This is a genomic window from Parabacteroides sp. ZJ-118 (genome assembly GCF_011038785.1).
In the GTDB taxonomy this organism is placed as follows: domain Bacteria; phylum Bacteroidota; class Bacteroidia; order Bacteroidales; family Tannerellaceae; genus Parabacteroides.
Genome location: NZ_JAAKDT010000003.1, coordinates 74805 through 90452, shown reverse-complemented (window position 1 = coordinate 90452; position 15648 = coordinate 74805). Strand labels below are relative to the sequence as shown.

Annotated in this window: 12 protein-coding genes and 1 tRNA gene; 3 read left to right on the top strand and 10 right to left on the bottom strand. The window is 55.1% G+C overall.

The window, feature by feature from the left end:
- Positions 1 to 41: 41 nt before the first annotated feature.
- Positions 42 to 452 (bottom strand): VanZ family protein, encoded by a 411-nt coding sequence (locus G7Y39_RS02130; RefSeq protein WP_165154630.1) that lies wholly within the window; start codon positions 450 to 452, stop codon positions 42 to 44.
- Entirely contained in the window at positions 449 to 1669 is a 1221-nt protein-coding gene (locus tag G7Y39_RS02125) for a cysteine desulfurase (RefSeq protein ID WP_165154628.1), read from the bottom strand. The genes G7Y39_RS02130 and G7Y39_RS02125 overlap by 4 nt, the downstream gene beginning before the upstream one ends.
- A gap of 231 nt (positions 1670 to 1900) precedes the next feature.
- Here G7Y39_RS02125 and G7Y39_RS02120 point away from each other — a divergent pair, with 231 nt between their 5' ends.
- Positions 1901 to 3748 carry a glycoside hydrolase family 13 protein gene (locus G7Y39_RS02120; RefSeq protein ID WP_165154626.1) on the top strand — a complete coding sequence of 616 codons (1848 nt, stop codon included), beginning with the start codon at positions 1901 to 1903 and terminating at the stop codon, positions 3746 to 3748.
- A gap of 256 nt (positions 3749 to 4004) precedes the next feature.
- On the opposite strand, the gene sufD is transcribed toward G7Y39_RS02120, so the two are convergent.
- The 8 genes from sufD to G7Y39_RS02080 form a co-directional block, all read right to left on the bottom strand.
- The gene (gene sufD, locus G7Y39_RS02115; RefSeq protein WP_165154624.1) at positions 4005 to 5351 is read right to left on the bottom strand and encodes a Fe-S cluster assembly protein SufD; all 1347 of its coding nucleotides are present in this window, start codon (positions 5349 to 5351) and stop codon (positions 4005 to 4007) included.
- Between the two features lies 1 nt (position 5352).
- Entirely contained in the window at positions 5353 to 6108 is a 756-nt protein-coding gene (gene sufC, locus G7Y39_RS02110) for a Fe-S cluster assembly ATPase SufC (RefSeq protein ID WP_165154623.1), read from the bottom strand.
- A 43-nt stretch (positions 6109 to 6151) separates the two neighbouring features.
- Positions 6152 to 7597, bottom strand: coding sequence for a Fe-S cluster assembly protein SufB (gene sufB, locus G7Y39_RS02105; protein ID WP_165154621.1), 1446 nt, complete (start codon positions 7595 to 7597; stop codon positions 6152 to 6154).
- A 30-nt stretch (positions 7598 to 7627) separates the two neighbouring features.
- Complete coding sequence (locus G7Y39_RS02100; RefSeq protein ID WP_165154620.1) at positions 7628 to 8119, bottom strand: CvpA family protein; 492 nt, start codon at positions 8117 to 8119, stop codon at positions 7628 to 7630.
- A 2-nt stretch (positions 8120 to 8121) separates the two neighbouring features.
- Complete coding sequence (infB, locus tag G7Y39_RS02095; protein ID WP_165154619.1) at positions 8122 to 10983, bottom strand: translation initiation factor IF-2; 2862 nt, start codon at positions 10981 to 10983, stop codon at positions 8122 to 8124.
- A 19-nt stretch (positions 10984 to 11002) separates the two neighbouring features.
- Positions 11003 to 12268 (bottom strand): transcription termination factor NusA, encoded by a 1266-nt coding sequence (nusA, locus tag G7Y39_RS02090; protein WP_165154617.1) that lies wholly within the window; start codon positions 12266 to 12268, stop codon positions 11003 to 11005.
- A gap of 4 nt (positions 12269 to 12272) precedes the next feature.
- Entirely contained in the window at positions 12273 to 12740 is a 468-nt protein-coding gene (gene rimP, locus G7Y39_RS02085; protein WP_206225135.1) for a ribosome assembly cofactor RimP, read from the bottom strand.
- A 200-nt stretch (positions 12741 to 12940) separates the two neighbouring features.
- A tRNA-Met gene (locus G7Y39_RS02080) sits at positions 12941 to 13014 on the bottom strand.
- A gap of 202 nt (positions 13015 to 13216) precedes the next feature.
- On the opposite strand from G7Y39_RS02080, the gene G7Y39_RS02075 reads away from it, so the two are divergent.
- Both G7Y39_RS02075 and G7Y39_RS02070 read left to right on the top strand, forming a co-directional pair.
- Positions 13217 to 13600, top strand: coding sequence for an START-like domain-containing protein (locus tag G7Y39_RS02075; protein ID WP_165154614.1), 384 nt, complete (start codon positions 13217 to 13219; stop codon positions 13598 to 13600).
- Between the two features lie 102 nt (positions 13601 to 13702).
- Positions 13703 to 15643: an LptF/LptG family permease gene (locus G7Y39_RS02070; protein ID WP_165154694.1), complete on the top strand. Its 1941-nt coding sequence runs from the start codon at positions 13703 to 13705 to the stop codon at positions 15641 to 15643.
- Positions 15644 to 15648: the final 5 nt, after the last annotated feature.

The window sequence follows — 15648 nt, the reverse complement described above, 5'->3', positions numbered from 1 at the left end:
TACGGCCCCCTTCTCGCGAGGGGCATTCCAACGTTCTTTTTTTACGACGGGTCTTCCGGCATTCTCCGAAGGAACCAAGGGCGGAGCACGAGCCAGGCGAATGCCGTGGCGGCGGCCACCCCGCAGGTATTCGCCAGGAAGTCCAGCCAATCCCCGCCCCGATACGTCGTACAATAGGCTTGCAATATCTCAATCATCCCACTCATGGCGACCGGGCAGAGAACCGCCCCGATCCAGGCGTGCCTCAACACGGTCTCATACTTCCGGTGATTCCGCAGGAACTCCAGCCACAGCATGCCCGACACCCCTCCATACATACAGAAATGAACCAGCTTGTCCACTCCCGGGAACAGAGGGATATCATCCATCTGCGGCGGATTAAAGAACGACAAGTAGATAACGATCCCGATAATCGCCAGCGAGAACGGATATTTCTTGATATAATACATCATACGCGAAACATTTTCCGGACACGTTCCACACCCGCGACGAACGCGTCGATCTCCTCTCTCGTGTTATAAAAGGAGAAAGAGGCCCGCACCGTACCCTCGATCCCCAGGGCGCGCATCAAAGGCTGGGCGCAATGATGCCCCGTGCGCACCGCTATCCCCAGACGGTCCAGCAACATCCCCATGTCGTAAGGATGGATCTCGCCCACCAGGAACGAGAGCACCGCCCCTTTCCGGTCGGCCTGCCCGAAAACGCGCGCGCCCTCGATCGTACGCAAGCCGGCGGTCGCGTAGCGCAGGAGCTCCTCCTCGTAGGCCGCGATGTTCTCCATGCCGATCCGGTCCACATACCGCAAGGCCTCCGCCAGGGCCGTGCTGCCGATGTAATCCGGCGTTCCCGCCTCGAACTTAAAGGGGAGCTCGTTAAACGCGGTCTTCTCGAACGAGACCGTGGCGATCATCTCGCCGCCGCCCTGGTACGGAGGCAGCCTGTCCAGCCACTCCTCCTTGCCATACAAGACCCCGATGCCCGTCGGGCCGTAAATCTTATGCCCGGAGAAGACGTAGAACTCCGCGTCCAGGTCCTGCACGTCCACCCGCGTATGCGGGACGGCCTGGGCCCCGTCTATCAACACCGGGACGCCCCGCTCGTGGGCGGTCTCGATCATCGCCTTCACCGGATTCACCGTACCCAGTACGTTCGACACGTGGGTCACGGAGACCAGACGCGTCTTATCCGAGAATAGCTCGCGGTACGCGTCGGGGTTCAACACGCCCTTCTCGTCCATCGGGATCACCTTCAGCGCGATGCCTTTCCGGGCCGCCTGTATCTGCCAAGGGACGATATTGGAATGATGCTCCATCACGGACAGGATCACCTCATCCCCCGCCGACATGCACGCGTCCGTAAAGCAGGAGGCGATCAGGTTAATGGATTCCGTCGTCCCCCGGGTGAAGACGATCTCGTTCGAGGAACGGGCATTCAAGAAACGCCGTACCGTCTCGCGGGCCTCCTCGTGCGCCTCCGTCGCCGCCTGGCTCAGGAAATGCACGCCCCGGTGGATATTCGCGTTCACGTTATAATATCCATTCGCTATCTTTTCCACCACTTGACGCGGCTTCTGGGTCGTCGCGCCATTATCGAGATATATCAGCGGTTTGTCGTATATCTTATGATCCAAGATCGGGAAGTCTTTTCGGATCGCTTGAACGTCTAACATAGTCTTACTGCTTTTTGTCTTGAGATTACGGGAGCCAAAGATACAAAAAAAAGGCGTTCCCGCCGGGAGGATGCCTTTTTTATCATTCGCCGGCAGAGGGGGAGAGAGGGATCCCGCCCGCGCGGGACACGCTGAATGTGCGGCAGCCCGCGAACGTTCTCGCGATTTTTATGCTATCTTCGCGGGGATGTGCAACCTGGGTCGTATCGACCCATAAAATAAACCTATAGCATGAACAGACATCTATTCTTGAGCCTTTTAGTGGCGCTCTTCGCTTCCGGCACGCTTTCGGCCGACAACCTCAAGATCGAGCCGGCCTTCTGGTGGAGCGGCATGAGGAACCCCGAACTCCAGCTGATGGTGTATGGTAAGGATATCGCCGGGTACCGCCCCAGCGTGAGCCATCCCGGCGTGCGGTTGAAAAGCGCGGTGGCGTTGGAGAGCCCGAATTACCTGTTGATCTACCTGGAGGTGGGAGACGCCGGGCCCGGCCGGTTCGACATCACGTTCACGAAGGGCGAGAAGCGCTTCACCTGCCCGTACGAGCTGAAGGCCCGCCGGCCGGAGGCCCGCCGGGTCAAGGGGTTCGACTCCTCCGACGTGCTTTATCTCATCATGCCGGATCGCTTCGCGAACGGGAATCCCGCGAACGACCGGGTCCCGACGCGCGCCGCCTACCGGGTAGACCGCGACAACCCGAACGCCCGCCACGGGGGCGACCTGGCCGGCATCGAGCAGCACCTGGATTATATCGAGGACCTGGGCGTCACCGCGATCTGGCTGAACCCGGTACTGGAGAACGACATGGAGGGGGGCTCTTACCACGGGTACGCCACGACGGACTATTACCGGATAGACCCGCGCCTGGGCACGAACGAGGACTACGTCCGCCTGATCGGGAAGGCGCACGAGCGGGGCATGCGCGTCGTGATGGACATGATCTTCAACCATTGCGGGAGCGAGCATCCCTGGATGAGGGACCTCCCCAGCCGCGACTGGTTCAATCACCTCGACAACTACGTCCAGACCAACCACGACAAGGAGGCCTATTTCGATCCTTACGTGTCGGACTACGACAAGGAGAGGATGCTGAACGGCTGGTTCGTCCGGAGCATGCCGGACTTGAACCAGAGGAACCCGCACGTGGCCAAATACCTTATCCAGAACTCGATCTGGTGGATCGAGTATAGCGGCGCGGATGGTATCCGCCAGGACACCTACCCGTATGCCGACGCGGAGATGATGCGCCGGTGGTGCGCGGAGGTGATGAGCGAGTATCCGGAGTATAACATCGTGGGCGAGGCGTGGATGAACCACACGATCGGTTCCGCCTACTGGCAAAGGGGCAGCCGGTTGAACTTCGGGCAGGACACGGGGCTGAAATCGGTGATGGATTTCCGCCTGATGGGGATCGCGAGCAAGGCGTTTCACGAGGAGACCGGGTATTCCGGGGGCCTGCACACGATCTTCGAGCATATGTGCTACGACTACGTATACCCCGACATCTACAACGTGTTGCGTTTCCTGGAGAACCATGACACGGATCGTTTTCTGCCCGCCCTGCCCCGGTCGGTCGACGAGCTGTACGCGTTCAAGCAGGGGGTGACCTTCCTGCTGACGATCCCCGGCATTCCCCAGCTCTATTACGGGCAGGAGTTGCTGATGAACGGCAGCAAGGAGAAGGGCGACGGATACATCCGCCTGGATGTTCCCGGCGGCTGGCCCGGCGACCCGGAGAGCTGGTTCGAGGCATCCGGCCGCGGCGAGGTGCGGAACGACGCGTGGAATTTCCTCCGCACCCTGTTGCGATGGCGCAGGGGCAACGCCGTCATCGCCAAGGGCAAGATGAAGCATTTCATGGTGCAGCAAGGCGTCTACGTGTACGAGCGCAGCCTGGAGGGGCGGAGCGTATTGATCCTGCTGAACGGCAGCTCCAAGGAGGTGAGCCTCCCGCTGGCCCGCTACGCCGAGGTATTGAGGGGGAAGAGCTCGGGGAAGGATGTATTGACCGGCCAAACCATCCGGCTGGAGAAGGAGCTGACCCTGGCGCCGAAGGGCATCTACGTGCTGGAGATGTAACGCGGCCCGCGGACACCCCGCGCGGGCCGTTTAAAAGTCGCGAAACGGGCTCGCGACACCCGCGCGGGCCGTTTAAAATTCGCGAAACAGGCTCGCGACACCCGCGCGGGCCGTTTAAAAGTCGCGAAGCGGGCTCGCGACACCCGCGCGGGCCGTTTAAAAGTCGCGAAACGGCCGCGACACCCCGCGAGGGGCCGTTTAAAAATCGCGGAGCGGCCCGCGACGACCTCCAAGGCGGCTCCCCGCCCGGATTTCCTTAGGATTCGCAGGCGCGGCAACCGGCGCATTTGGCCAGCTCCCCGCGGAAGCGCTTCTCCACCAGCCGGCGCAGCCGGTCTCTCAACGCCTCCAGGCGTACGCGGTCGATCACGTCGGAGGTGAAGGCCACGCTCAATAGCATGCGGGCCTCGTCGCGCGGGATGCCGCGGCTTTGCATGTAGAACAACGCGTTCTCGTCCAACTGGCCGGTCGTCATGCCGTGCGAGCATTTCACGTCGTCCGCGTAAATCTCCAGTTGCGGCTTGCTGTACATACGGGCCTCGCGGGTGGCGCACAGGTTCCGGTTCGTCTGGCAGGCGACGCTCTTCTGGGCGTTCGCCTTCACCAGGATACGTCCGCTGAAGACGCCTACGGCGCGGTCGTTCAGCACGTTCTTGAACAACTCGTCGCTCGTGCAGTTCGGGACCGCGTGGGTGATATGGCTATAGGTATCCATCTGTTGCTCCCCGTCGAGGACGGACATCCCGCACAGGGAGGACTCGGCGCGCTCGCCGTTCAGCTCCACGTAATAGTTGTTGCGCGTCAGGCCGTTCGTCAACGTAATGCCGTTCACCAGGACGCGGGTCGCGGCCGCCTGCCTTACGTGTACGGAGGAGAAGCGGGTCGTAGACTCGTTGCTCTCCTCCAGGTCGTAATAATCGAAGCAAGCCCCCTCCTCCGCGAAGATCTCGACCACTTGATTCGCCAGGAACTTCACGTCGTCGACGCTGTGGTCGCAGACCAGCAGCTTCGCCTCCGAATGAGGCTCCAGGATCACCAGGATACGGCGGCTCGCCAGCGTATCCACGTCACCGCGGAATATGTTCACCAGTTGGATCGGGCGCTCCACCGCGACGTTCTCCGGCACGTACACCACGAAACCGTCCTGGGCCAGCATCGTATTCAACGCGATCAGGCCATCCTTGCCGCTCGGCGCCGCCTTCCCGTAATACCTGGAGGCGATCTCCGGGTAGCGCTCCGTAAAGGCCCTCAGGCCTCCGGCGTACACGCCTTCCGGCAGGCGCGCCTTCGGCAATTCCCGCTCGTAGAACGTATCGTTCACGACGAAGTACAACGACGTGCTCAGGTTCGGCACGTCGCAACGGAACACGTCGTACGGATTCACCGGGATCGCGACCCGGTTGATATTCAACCCGTAGTCCGGCGCGAAGGCCTGGGCCACATCCGTATGTTTATAGTCCTCGCCGCTCGCGGAGGGGAACCCGAGCCGCTCGAAGTCCGCCAAGGCCCCGGCCCTGAGGGCGTTCATCACCGGCGTGCTGTGACGGCATACCAGCTCCTCGTAGCGGGCGAAAAGATCGATGTATTGTTGCTCGGCCCTCATGCTACTCCTCCCCCATCTCTTTCTTGATCCAGTCGTATCCCTTCTCCTCCAGCTCCAAGGCCAGCTCCGGGCCGGCGGTCTTCACGATACGGCCTTTGTAAAGCACGTGCACCACATCCGGCTTGATGTAATCCAGCAGACGCTGGTAGTGCGTGATCACGATCGCGGCGTTCTCCGGGGTCTTCAAGCGGTTCACGCCCTGCGCCACGACGCGCAAGGCGTCGATATCCAGGCCGCTGTCCGTCTCGTCCAGGATCGCCAGCCTCGGCTCCAGCATCGCCATCTGGAAGATCTCGTTCCGCTTTTTCTCTCCGCCGGAGAAGCCCTCGTTCACGCTGCGGCTGGCCAGTCGCGTATCCAGCTCGACGATCGCGCGCTTCTCGCGCATCAACTTCAAGAAGTCCGTGGCCGAGACCGGTTCCAGGCCGTTGTATTTACGATGCTCGTTCAACGCCGCGCGCATGAAGTTCACCATACTGACCCCCGGGATCTCGACCGGATACTGGAAGCTCAGGAAGATCCCCTCGCGGCTCCGATCCTCCGGAGAAAGGGCCAGCAGGTCCTTGCCGTTGAAGCGGACCTCTCCTTCCGTCACCTCAAACGCGGGATTACCTACCAATACACTGCTCAAGGTGCTTTTCCCGGAGCCGTTCGGCCCCATGATCGCGTGTACCTCACCCGCCCTCACCGACAGGTCGATACCCTTCAATATCTCTTTGCCATTCACGTTGGCATGCAAATTCTTAACCTCTAACATCTTTTTCTGATTGCAAATTGAACGTTGAAAATTGAAAACCATTCTATCCCACGCTGCCTTCCAGCGAGATCGTCAGTAGCTTCTGGGCCTCGACGGCGAACTCCATCGGCAGCTTGTTCATCACCTCGCGGGCGTATCCGTTCACGATCAGGCCGACGGCCTCCTCGACCGAGATGCCCCGCTGCCGGCAGTAAAACAACTGCTCCTCGCTGATCTTGCTCGTCGTGGCCTCGTGCTCCACGATCGCCGTCTCGTTCCGGATATCGGCGTAAGGGAACGTATGGGCCCCGCAAGTGGAGCTGAGCAGCAGGCTGTCGCACTGGCTATGGTTGCGGGCGCCCTCCGCGCGGGCGGATACCTTCACCAGCCCCCGATAACTATTCTGGCTATGACCGGCGGAGATTCCCTTGGATACGATCGTACTTCTCGTATTCCTGCCCAGATGGATCATCTTCGTGCCCGTATCCGCCTGTTGGTAGTTATTGGTCACGGCCACCGAGTAGAACTCACCCACCGAGTTATCGCCCGCCAGGACGCAGCTCGGATATTTCCAGGTGATCGCCGAGCCGGTCTCTACCTGCGTCCAGGAGATCTTGCTGCCCTCCCCCTTGCACAGGCCTCGTTTCGTCACGAAGTTGTAGATACCGCCTCTCCCCTCCTTGTCGCCCGGGTACCAGTTCTGCACGGTGGAGTACTTCACCTCGGCGCGCTCGTTCGCCACGATCTCCACGATGGCGGCGTGCAGCTGGTTCTCGTCGCGCATCGGCGCCGTGCAGCCCTCCAGATAGCTCACATACGCCTCATCGTCGGCGACGATCAGGGTACGCTCGAACTGCCCGGTATTCGCCGCGTTGATCCGGAAGTAGGTGCTCAGCTCCATCGGGCAACGCACGCCCTTCGGTATATAGACGAACGAACCGTCGGAGAAGACGGCCGAGTTCAGGGCGGCGAAGAAGTTGTCGCGATAACCGACCACGCTGCCCAGGTACTTCCGCACCAGGTCCGGATGATGCCGCACGGCCTCGCTGAACGAGCAGAAGATAATCCCCTTCTCCGCGAGGTTCTCCTTGAAAGTCGTCTTCACGGAGACGCTATCCATCACGGCGTCTACCGCCATCCCGCTCAGGTGCTTCCGCTCTTCCAAGGGGATGCCCAGCTTGTCGAACGTTCTCAACAGCTCGGGATCTACCTCATCCAGGCTCTTCGGCGCCTCTTTTTTCCGCGGGGCGGCGTAATAGATAATATCCTGATAGTCGATCGGCGGGATATTCAGGTGCGGCCATGTAGGCATCTCCAGCGTCTGCCAATGGCGAAAAGCCTTCAAACGGAACTCGAGCAACCATTCCGGCTCGCGCTTCTTGGCGGAAATGATACGGACCGTCTCCTCGTCCAACCCGCGATGGATCACCTCCGTATCAATATCGGTGACGAAGCCGTATTTGTAATCCCCGCTCGTCACCTCATCAATTATATGATTTGAATCCTGCATAATTTAAAATTAACCATTGATAAAAGCCCATCATTCTCCCAACGAAAACAAGTTACGGGGGAAAATGGTTGGCACGATCTGCTTCACGCTGTAATAAAAACGGGATTCCACCTTCGATTGGCGACGGATCAAGACCGATTCGCGATCTACGAACTCCAGCACGTTCAACAACAAGCTGGTAAAGACCAACACGACCAGCAGCCCGAAAAAGCCGCCGAACAAATGGTTGAAAACGCTCAACGGGGTCGCCCCGACCACCCGGGTAACCAGCTCTCCCGCCAGGATAAACACCCCCATGATCAGGATGAAACCCGCTATATAGCTCAAGATCGCGACCCCCTCTTCCGGGAACCAGCCCAGCGCCAGGATATATCCCTTCAGCCAGGCAGCCGCTTTCCCGCAGAAAAAGATCGCGACCACCAGGGCTATAAGCGAAACAACCTGTTTGATGATTCCATCAAACAGGCCTTTCACAAATCCGATTCCCGCCAGACATAGCAATATAATGTCCAACCCATTCATCGTTATAACGTCTTCTTGATTTTTGTCTCTTCGTAAGCCTCGATCATGTCGCCCACCCGGATATCGTTGAAGTTCGCGATATTCAGGCCGCAATCCAAGCCGGCCACGACCTCTTTCGCGTCGTCCTTGAAACGTTTCAGGGAGCCTAGCTCGCCGGCATGGATCACGATGCCGTCGCGTATCAGGCGGATCTTGTTCGTACGCTTGATCTTGCCCTCCTTCACCATACATCCGGCAACCGTGCCGACCTTGGAGATCTTGAACACCTGCTGGACCTCCACATAAGCGGTAATCTCCTCCTTGATCTCCGGAGAGAGCATGCCTTCCATCGCGCTCTTCACCTCCTCGATCGCGTCGTAGATGATCGAGTACAGACGGATCTCCACACCCTCCTTCTCGGCGTTTCTACGCGCCTGCAGGGAGGGGCGCACCTGGAATCCGATGATGATCGCGTTCGAAGCCGCCGCCAGGACCACGTCCGACTCGGAAATCTGGCCGACCGCCTTGTGGATCACGTTCACCTGGATCTCCTCGGTAGACAAGCGGATCAACGAGTCGGACAAGGCCTCTACGGAGCCATCCACGTCACCCTTCACGATCACGTTCAGCTCCTGGAAGTTGCCTACGGCGATACGCCGTCCGATGTCATCCAACGTAAGCATCTTCTGCGTACGCAGGCCTAGCTCGCGTTGCAGCTGCTCGCGCCGGTTCGCGATCTCGCGCGCCTCCTGCTCCGTCTCCAATACATTAAAGGTGTCACCGGCCTGGGGAGCGCCATTCAAGCCGAGGATCAATACCGGCTCGGAAGGGCCGGCCTTCTCCACCCGTTGATTACGCTCGTTGAACATCGCCTTGACACGTCCTTGGTGCGTCCCCGCCAAGACGATATCTCCCATCCTCAGCGTACCGTTCTCCACCAATACGGTAGATACATAGCCGCGTCCCTTGTCTAACGAAGACTCGATGATAGAGCCCACCGCGCGTTTCTTCGGGTTCGCTTTCAAGTCCAACAGGTCGGCCTCCAGCAATACCTTCTCCAACAGATCCTCGACACCGATCCCCTTCTTCGCGGAGATCTCCTGGCTCTGGTACTTGCCTCCCCAGTCTTCCACCAGGTAATTCATATTCGCCAGCTCCTCCTTGATCTTCTCCGGATTAGCGTGTGGCTTATCGATTTTATTGATAGCGAAAACGATCGGGACACCGGCTGCCGAAGCGTGATTGATCGCCTCAACCGTCTGGGGCATCACGCTATCGTCGGCGGCCACGATGATGATGGCGATATCCGTCACCTTAGCGCCGCGGGCACGCATCGCGGTAAACGCCTCGTGCCCCGGCGTATCCAAGAAGGTGATACGGCGGCCATTCGGCAACTTCACGTTGTAGGCTCCGATATGCTGCGTGATGCCACCGGCCTCACCGGCGATTACGTTCGCGTTACGGATATTGTCCAACAGGGAGGTCTTGCCATGGTCAACGTGTCCCATCACCGTCACGATAGGCGGACGGGCTACCCAATCCTCCTCGTTATCCTCCTCATCATCCGCGTTGATCGCCTCGACCACATCCGCGCTTACGTATTCCGTCTTAAAGCCGAACTCCTCAGCCACGATATTGATCGTCTCCGCGTCCAGACGCTGGTTGATCGAAACCATGATGCCTATACTCATGCAAGTGCCGATGACCTCCGTTACCGATACGTCCATCATGTTCGCCAAATCGTTGGCCGTAACGAACTCGGTCAGCTTCAATACCTTGCTTTCCCGCTCCTCCTGTTCCATCAACTCGTGCTCGCGTTTCACCGCGGCGTCGCGTTTGTCGCGGCGGTATTTGGCGCCCTTGTTATTCTTCGTATTCTTGTTGGTCAGGCGAGCCAGCGTCTCCTTGATCTGCTTCTGAACATCCTCTTCGCTCACTTCCGCCTTCACCGGCTTCTTCAGGCGAGGCTTACGGTCGTTATTCGGACGGTCGTCGCGATTGGGGCGCGGATAATTCGTACCCGCCACATTATTCACGTCTATCCGATCTTTCTTGATCCGTTTACGTTTCTTCTTCGCGTCACCGGCCTCCCCCGGTTTAGCGGGCGCGTTCGGTTTAACCAAGGCAGGCGCGTTCGGATTTTTATGGGGCGCTCCCGAGGCGTTGCCCGTATTGCCCGGCCGGTTCGCGTTAAACCGCTGCTTCTCATCGCGCTCTTTCCGCTTCTCCTCCTTCGTTTTCTTCCTCGGGCGGGTCGATTGGTTGAGCGCGTCCAGGTCAATCTTACCGGTCACTTTGATCTTCGACTCCAATTTAACCGAGGTCAAACGGAAAAGATTATCATCCTTTTCCGCGGTCTTCTCTACTTCCTGTTCCGGCATCACATTTTCCACCTTGGGTTCCGCGGCAACCGGTCGCGTCTCTACGGGTTTCTCTTTTTCTACTTCCACTACTATAACTTTTTCTTCTTTTTCCTCCGCGGGAGCCTGCGCAGGCCGCACGGTTTTAACTGGCTCTTCTTTCACCACCGGCTCCTCCTTCACCTTCGGCTCTTCCTGCTGTCTTTTAGGTTGTCCGCTCTCCAAATCGATATAACCCTTCTTCACGATCTTAGGTCTGAATTCTTCCGGTATCACGGTCTTTATTTCCGCGGTCTTCTCTTCTTTCACAGAAGGCACCTCTTTCCGCGCGCGATCCGCCGCGCGATCAGGCTCTTTCGCGGGCAGATCCTTTCCAAACTCTTTTACGAGCAAAGCATACTGTTCATCACTGATCCTCGTGTTGGGATTATCCTCGACCGAGAACCCTTTCCGGTGCAGGAACTCAACCACCGTGTTGATTCCCACGTTCAATTTTCGTTGTACTTGAATTAATTTTATAGGCATATCTAACTTTGCGTACTACTTATTCGTTACCTTCATCTTCAAATTCCGCGGCCAAGATGGCTAGAAGATCGTCCACGGTCTGCTCTTCCAGATCGGCACGTTCAATAATCTCATCGCGGCTCATAGCCAGGACACTCTTCGCCGTATAGCATCCCATATTCTTCAGCGCGTCGATCACCCAGCTGTCGATCTCGTCGGCGAACTCATCCAAGTAGATATCCTCCTCGTCCGCGCCCTCGATATCGCGGAACACGTCAATCGTATACTCGGTCAGCATGCAAGCCAACTTAATGTTCAGACCGCCCTTACCGATCGCCAAAGAGACCTCCTCCGGGCGCAGATAAACCTCCGCTCTCCTCTCCTCCTCATTTACGCGGATGGAAGAGATCTTGGCCGGGCTTAAGGCACGCTGGATAAACAGAGAGAGATTTGAGGTGTAATTAATCACATCGATGTTCTCGTTTCTCAGCTCGCGAACGATACCATGGATACGAGAGCCTTTCATACCTACGCAGGCGCCTACCGGATCGATGCGGTCATCGTATGACTCGACAGCCACTTTGGCGCGCTCTCCCGGGATACGGGCGATCGCCTTGATCGTAATCAAGCCGTCGTTGATCTCCGGGACCTCCAACTCGAACAACCGTTGCAAGAAGACCTTATCCGTACGGGAGAGAAGGATCTTCGGGTTGTTATTAAGGTTATCCACACGTTGGACGATCGCGCGTACGGTCTCTCCCTTACGGTAGAAATCGGTCGGGATCTGCTCGGATTTCGGCAGCAGCAACTCATTCCCATCGTCATCCAGCAACAGGATCTCTTTCTTCCACACCTGATAGACCTCGGCGGCGATGATGTGACCGATTTTATCCTTATACTTAGCGAACAAGCTGTCTTTCTGCAATTCAAGTATCTTCGAGGACAAAGTCTGGCGCAAGTTTAAGATCGCGCGGCGCCCGAATTCCGCGAAATGCACCTCGTCGGTCACTTCCTCGCCCACCTCACAGTCGGCGTCAATTTTACGGGCTTCTGTCAACGTGAGCTGCAAGTTCTCATCCTCCAACTTATCATCAGCCACAACCGTACGGTTTCTCCAGACCTCGAAATCCCCTTTCTCAGGGTTGATAATCACGTCATAGTTCTCATCCGTACCAAACATCTTGGCGATCACGTTACGGAACGATTCTTCCAAAACGCTAATCATCGTATCCTTATCGATATTCTTCAACTCCTTGAACTCCGCAAGGGTGTCAATCATGCTGATTGTTTCCTCTTTCTTGGCCATAATCTTACTTGAATCTTATTACGTATTTTGTATATTTTATTTCATCAAATATATACGACTGATCCGCTGTCACGGTCACCTTCCGCTTAGCGCCCTCCGGCTTCACCTTCTTCTCGACAGAGACCACCACGCCGTTCTCGTCGGCGGATTTCAACACGCCTGTCAGCTTCGAGCCGTTTTTCAGCAGCATCTCCACCTCATTCCCGATGTTCTTGACATATTGGCGAAGCACCTTGAAGGGAGATGTAATACCGGCGGAGCCAACCTCCAGCTCATAATCCTCGACGTCACGATCCAGATGCTCCTCCAGATACCGGCTCAACTCAGCGCAGTCATCGATGCTTACCGCCTCATCGCTATCAATCTCAACGACGATCAGGTTTCCCGGTTTAATCACTACGTCTACTAAATAATTGCTTGAAGAGGCTAATTTTTCCTCTATGAATTGGCTTATCACTTTCTTTTCTATCATACACATATCTGTTAAGAACAAAAGAAGGGGACTACCCGCCCCCTCCTCAACTTCACTCAATCGCCCGCAAATATACGAAAACTCAATGAGTTCCCAAAATATCCTTATCTTTTTGCGGAAAAAATTAATCCGAATGGCACGTCGGTGCTGGGCTGACAAAAAAAGGCTTACGATCTCTCGTAAACCTCTCTCCTCTTCAGTAGCGAGACCCGGGATTGAACCGGGGACCTCATGATTATGAATCATGCGCTCTAACCAGCTGAGCTATCTCGCCATCTTGTTGCTGTCACCGTTTCTCTCATTGACGGTGCGAAGGTAGGGGTTATTTTTGAATTACACAACATTTTCAATGAAAAAATCGCCTAATTTTTAAGGCATTCATCTAAACAATTAGTTGTTAGTTCCTTTTTTCAGCGTTAAAATTAGTCGTTTTCAAATCTTTTATGTAACTTGCGGCAAATATAAGGATAAGAGCAATGAAAAAAGAAAAGTTTCATATCGAATACATCTTCGATAAAGTTTCGCGACGAAGCTTGTGGAATCACCTAACCACCGCTCTGGGACTTTCCGCTTGGTTCGCCGACGAGGTCATTATAAGGGGTAATCACTATACCTTTAAATGGAGCAAAGAGATCCAGGAGGCAACAGTGATCGACTCCAAGCCGGAGAACTTTGTCCGTTACCGCTGGGTGGATGAGGAAGATGAGAATGCCTATTTCGAATTTATAATCCACACGATCGAATTAACGGGCTCTACGGCGCTTGAGATTACGGATTTCTCCGACCCCGGGGAGAAAAAGGATTCCATTAACTTATGGGACTCACAAGTGGAGGATTTGAAGCGAACGCTTGGTATTTAGAGTAGTTTTACAGAAATCCGTGGGGTGTTATCGTTTTTTACACTACTTTTGCCCCTTCAACCCGATTAGGCAATGTTGAGGATAAAACGATTATATACATTTATGCTGCAGACATTCCTGCCGTTGTTTCTTATGACATTCGGTATTTGTCTGTTTATTGTGTTGATGCAGTTCCTCTGGCGATACATCGACGATATGGTAGGAAAAGGCCTTGGCATCCCCGTATTGGCGGAGATGTTTATGTACGCGGCCCTATTCCTTGTCCCGATGGCACTCCCCTTGGCTATTCTATTGGCCTCATTGATGACTTTCGGGAATTTGGGGGAACGCCTGGAATTACTGGCCATGAAGTCGGCCGGGGTATCATTGATACATATCATGCGTCCTTTAATCATAACGCTCCTATTCGTGAGCGTGGGGGCCTTTTTCTTCCAAAACAACGTAATGCCCGTTGTCCAGGTCAAGCTATATACATTATTATATTCCATGCGCCAGAAATCGCCGGAATTGGATATTCCGGAAGGTTCATTCTATAAAGATATTCCCGGATTCAACGTATATGTGAAGAAAAAGGAGCCGAAGGACGGTTTACTAAAAGACGTGATGATCTATGATTATTCGGAAGGGTTCAATAACGCACGCGTAATCGTAGCGGATTCCGGACGGCTAAAGACATCCGCCGATAAATTATTCCTTGTCCTATCCTTATTCAACGGTGAATCTTTCGAGAACGTAGGTAAAAGCCAGACCAACACGACGCAAACGAGAACCGCCGTCCCCTACCGACGGGAATCATTCAGCAGCAAGGATATCTTGATTGAATTCGACGGGAATTTCAACCGTACCGACGAATCTTTCATGCAGAACCAATATATGGGAAAGAACTTGGAAGATTTACAAACCTCTATCGACTCGATGGGCGTACGCTTGGATAGCATCAAGAACGTGAACGCAAGAAACATTTACGATGCCTCCTATGTAAAGACACTAAAGTTCTTACAAGCTAAAAAAGAACGTGAAATCGAGGGACAACCCGACGAGCGGCAGGAAAAACCGCCAGTAATCACTCCTACCATCCAGTTGGATTTCGACAGTCTTTACCAAGCGCAGGCAGCGAGTAGCCAGGCCGCCTTATTAGGTCGGGCCAAATCCTCGATCGAGAATATCAAGACAGATTATTATTTCCGTGCGGCCACGGTTGGCGATGAGGCTTATAAGGTACGCCGCCATTTGACGGAATGGCATAAGAAATTCACGGTATCGTTCGCTTGTATCATGTTCTTCTTTATAGGGGCGCCCTTAGGAGCCATCATCCGCAAAGGAGGATTGGGCGTACCGGTTGTTATCTCGGTAATCTTGTTTATCTTTTATTATATTATAGATAATATGGGCTTCAAGATGGCGCGCGACGGCGTTTGGGACGCATGGGAGGGTATGTGGCTCAGTTCCGCAGTCCTAACGCCTATGGGTATATTCTTGACCTATAAAGCGGTAAAAGATTCGGTTATCTTGAATGCAGACACTTACGTGAATGCCTTGAAAAACTTAATCGGCAAGCGTGAAGGGCGAAAAGTGGCACGAAAAGAGGTGATCATATACACCCCGGATTATGAGGCCACTCTTCCCCGACTGGAGAAATTGGTGGAAGAGAGTACGACTTATCTGACAAACCATAAACGCTGGATCCATTATCTGACATTTTGGAAACAAGGAGGAAAAGATCGCACAGCGGAACTGTTAGCTCAAGACACCGAAGATATCGTGGAGGAATTAAGTAATTCCGACCAGAATCTGCTCCTGAACAAATTGATGGACTACCCGGTCATCGGAGGTTACAGTAACAAGCTAAGCAAATATCTAAATGGGAGGCTTGCGCTGGCTATCGGCCTTTTCCTCCCGCTGGGATTGCCGATCTACCTATTGGCTACATACCAACGCAAATGGCTACGGCATGATATCGTCATGATTCAAAAGACCAGCAAGGAGCTGATCCATATGATATATTCACTACATTTGCTGAAAAATAACTCGGATATAAAATAATCAAT

Bases quoted from the DNA above. Each gene is read 5' to 3' on its own strand.
- sufC (WP_165154623.1), bottom strand. From the start codon at position 6,108: ATGTTAGAGGTTAAGAATTTGCATGCCAACGTGAATGGCAAAGAGATA.
- sufB (WP_165154621.1), bottom strand. From the start codon at position 7,597: ATGCAGGATTCAAATCATATAATTGATGAGGTGACGAGCGGGGATTAC.
- G7Y39_RS02120 (WP_165154626.1), top strand. From the start codon at position 1,901: ATGAACAGACATCTATTCTTGAGCCTTTTAGTGGCGCTCTTCGCTTCC.
- G7Y39_RS02075 (WP_165154614.1), top strand. From the start codon at position 13,217: ATGAAAAAAGAAAAGTTTCATATCGAATACATCTTCGATAAAGTTTCG.
- infB (WP_165154619.1), bottom strand. From the start codon at position 10,983: ATGCCTATAAAATTAATTCAAGTACAACGAAAATTGAACGTGGGAATC.
- sufD (WP_165154624.1), bottom strand. From the start codon at position 5,351: ATGAGGGCCGAGCAACAATACATCGATCTTTTCGCCCGCTACGAGGAG.
- nusA (WP_165154617.1), bottom strand. From the start codon at position 12,268: ATGGCCAAGAAAGAGGAAACAATCAGCATGATTGACACCCTTGCGGAG.
- G7Y39_RS02130 (WP_165154630.1), bottom strand. From the start codon at position 452: ATGATGTATTATATCAAGAAATATCCGTTCTCGCTGGCGATTATCGGG.
- rimP (WP_206225135.1), bottom strand. From the start codon at position 12,740: ATGATAGAAAAGAAAGTGATAAGCCAATTCATAGAGGAAAAATTAGCC.
- G7Y39_RS02070 (WP_165154694.1), top strand. From the start codon at position 13,703: ATGCTGCAGACATTCCTGCCGTTGTTTCTTATGACATTCGGTATTTGT.
- G7Y39_RS02100 (WP_165154620.1), bottom strand. From the start codon at position 8,119: ATGAATGGGTTGGACATTATATTGCTATGTCTGGCGGGAATCGGATTT.
- G7Y39_RS02125 (WP_165154628.1), bottom strand. From the start codon at position 1,669: ATGTTAGACGTTCAAGCGATCCGAAAAGACTTCCCGATCTTGGATCAT.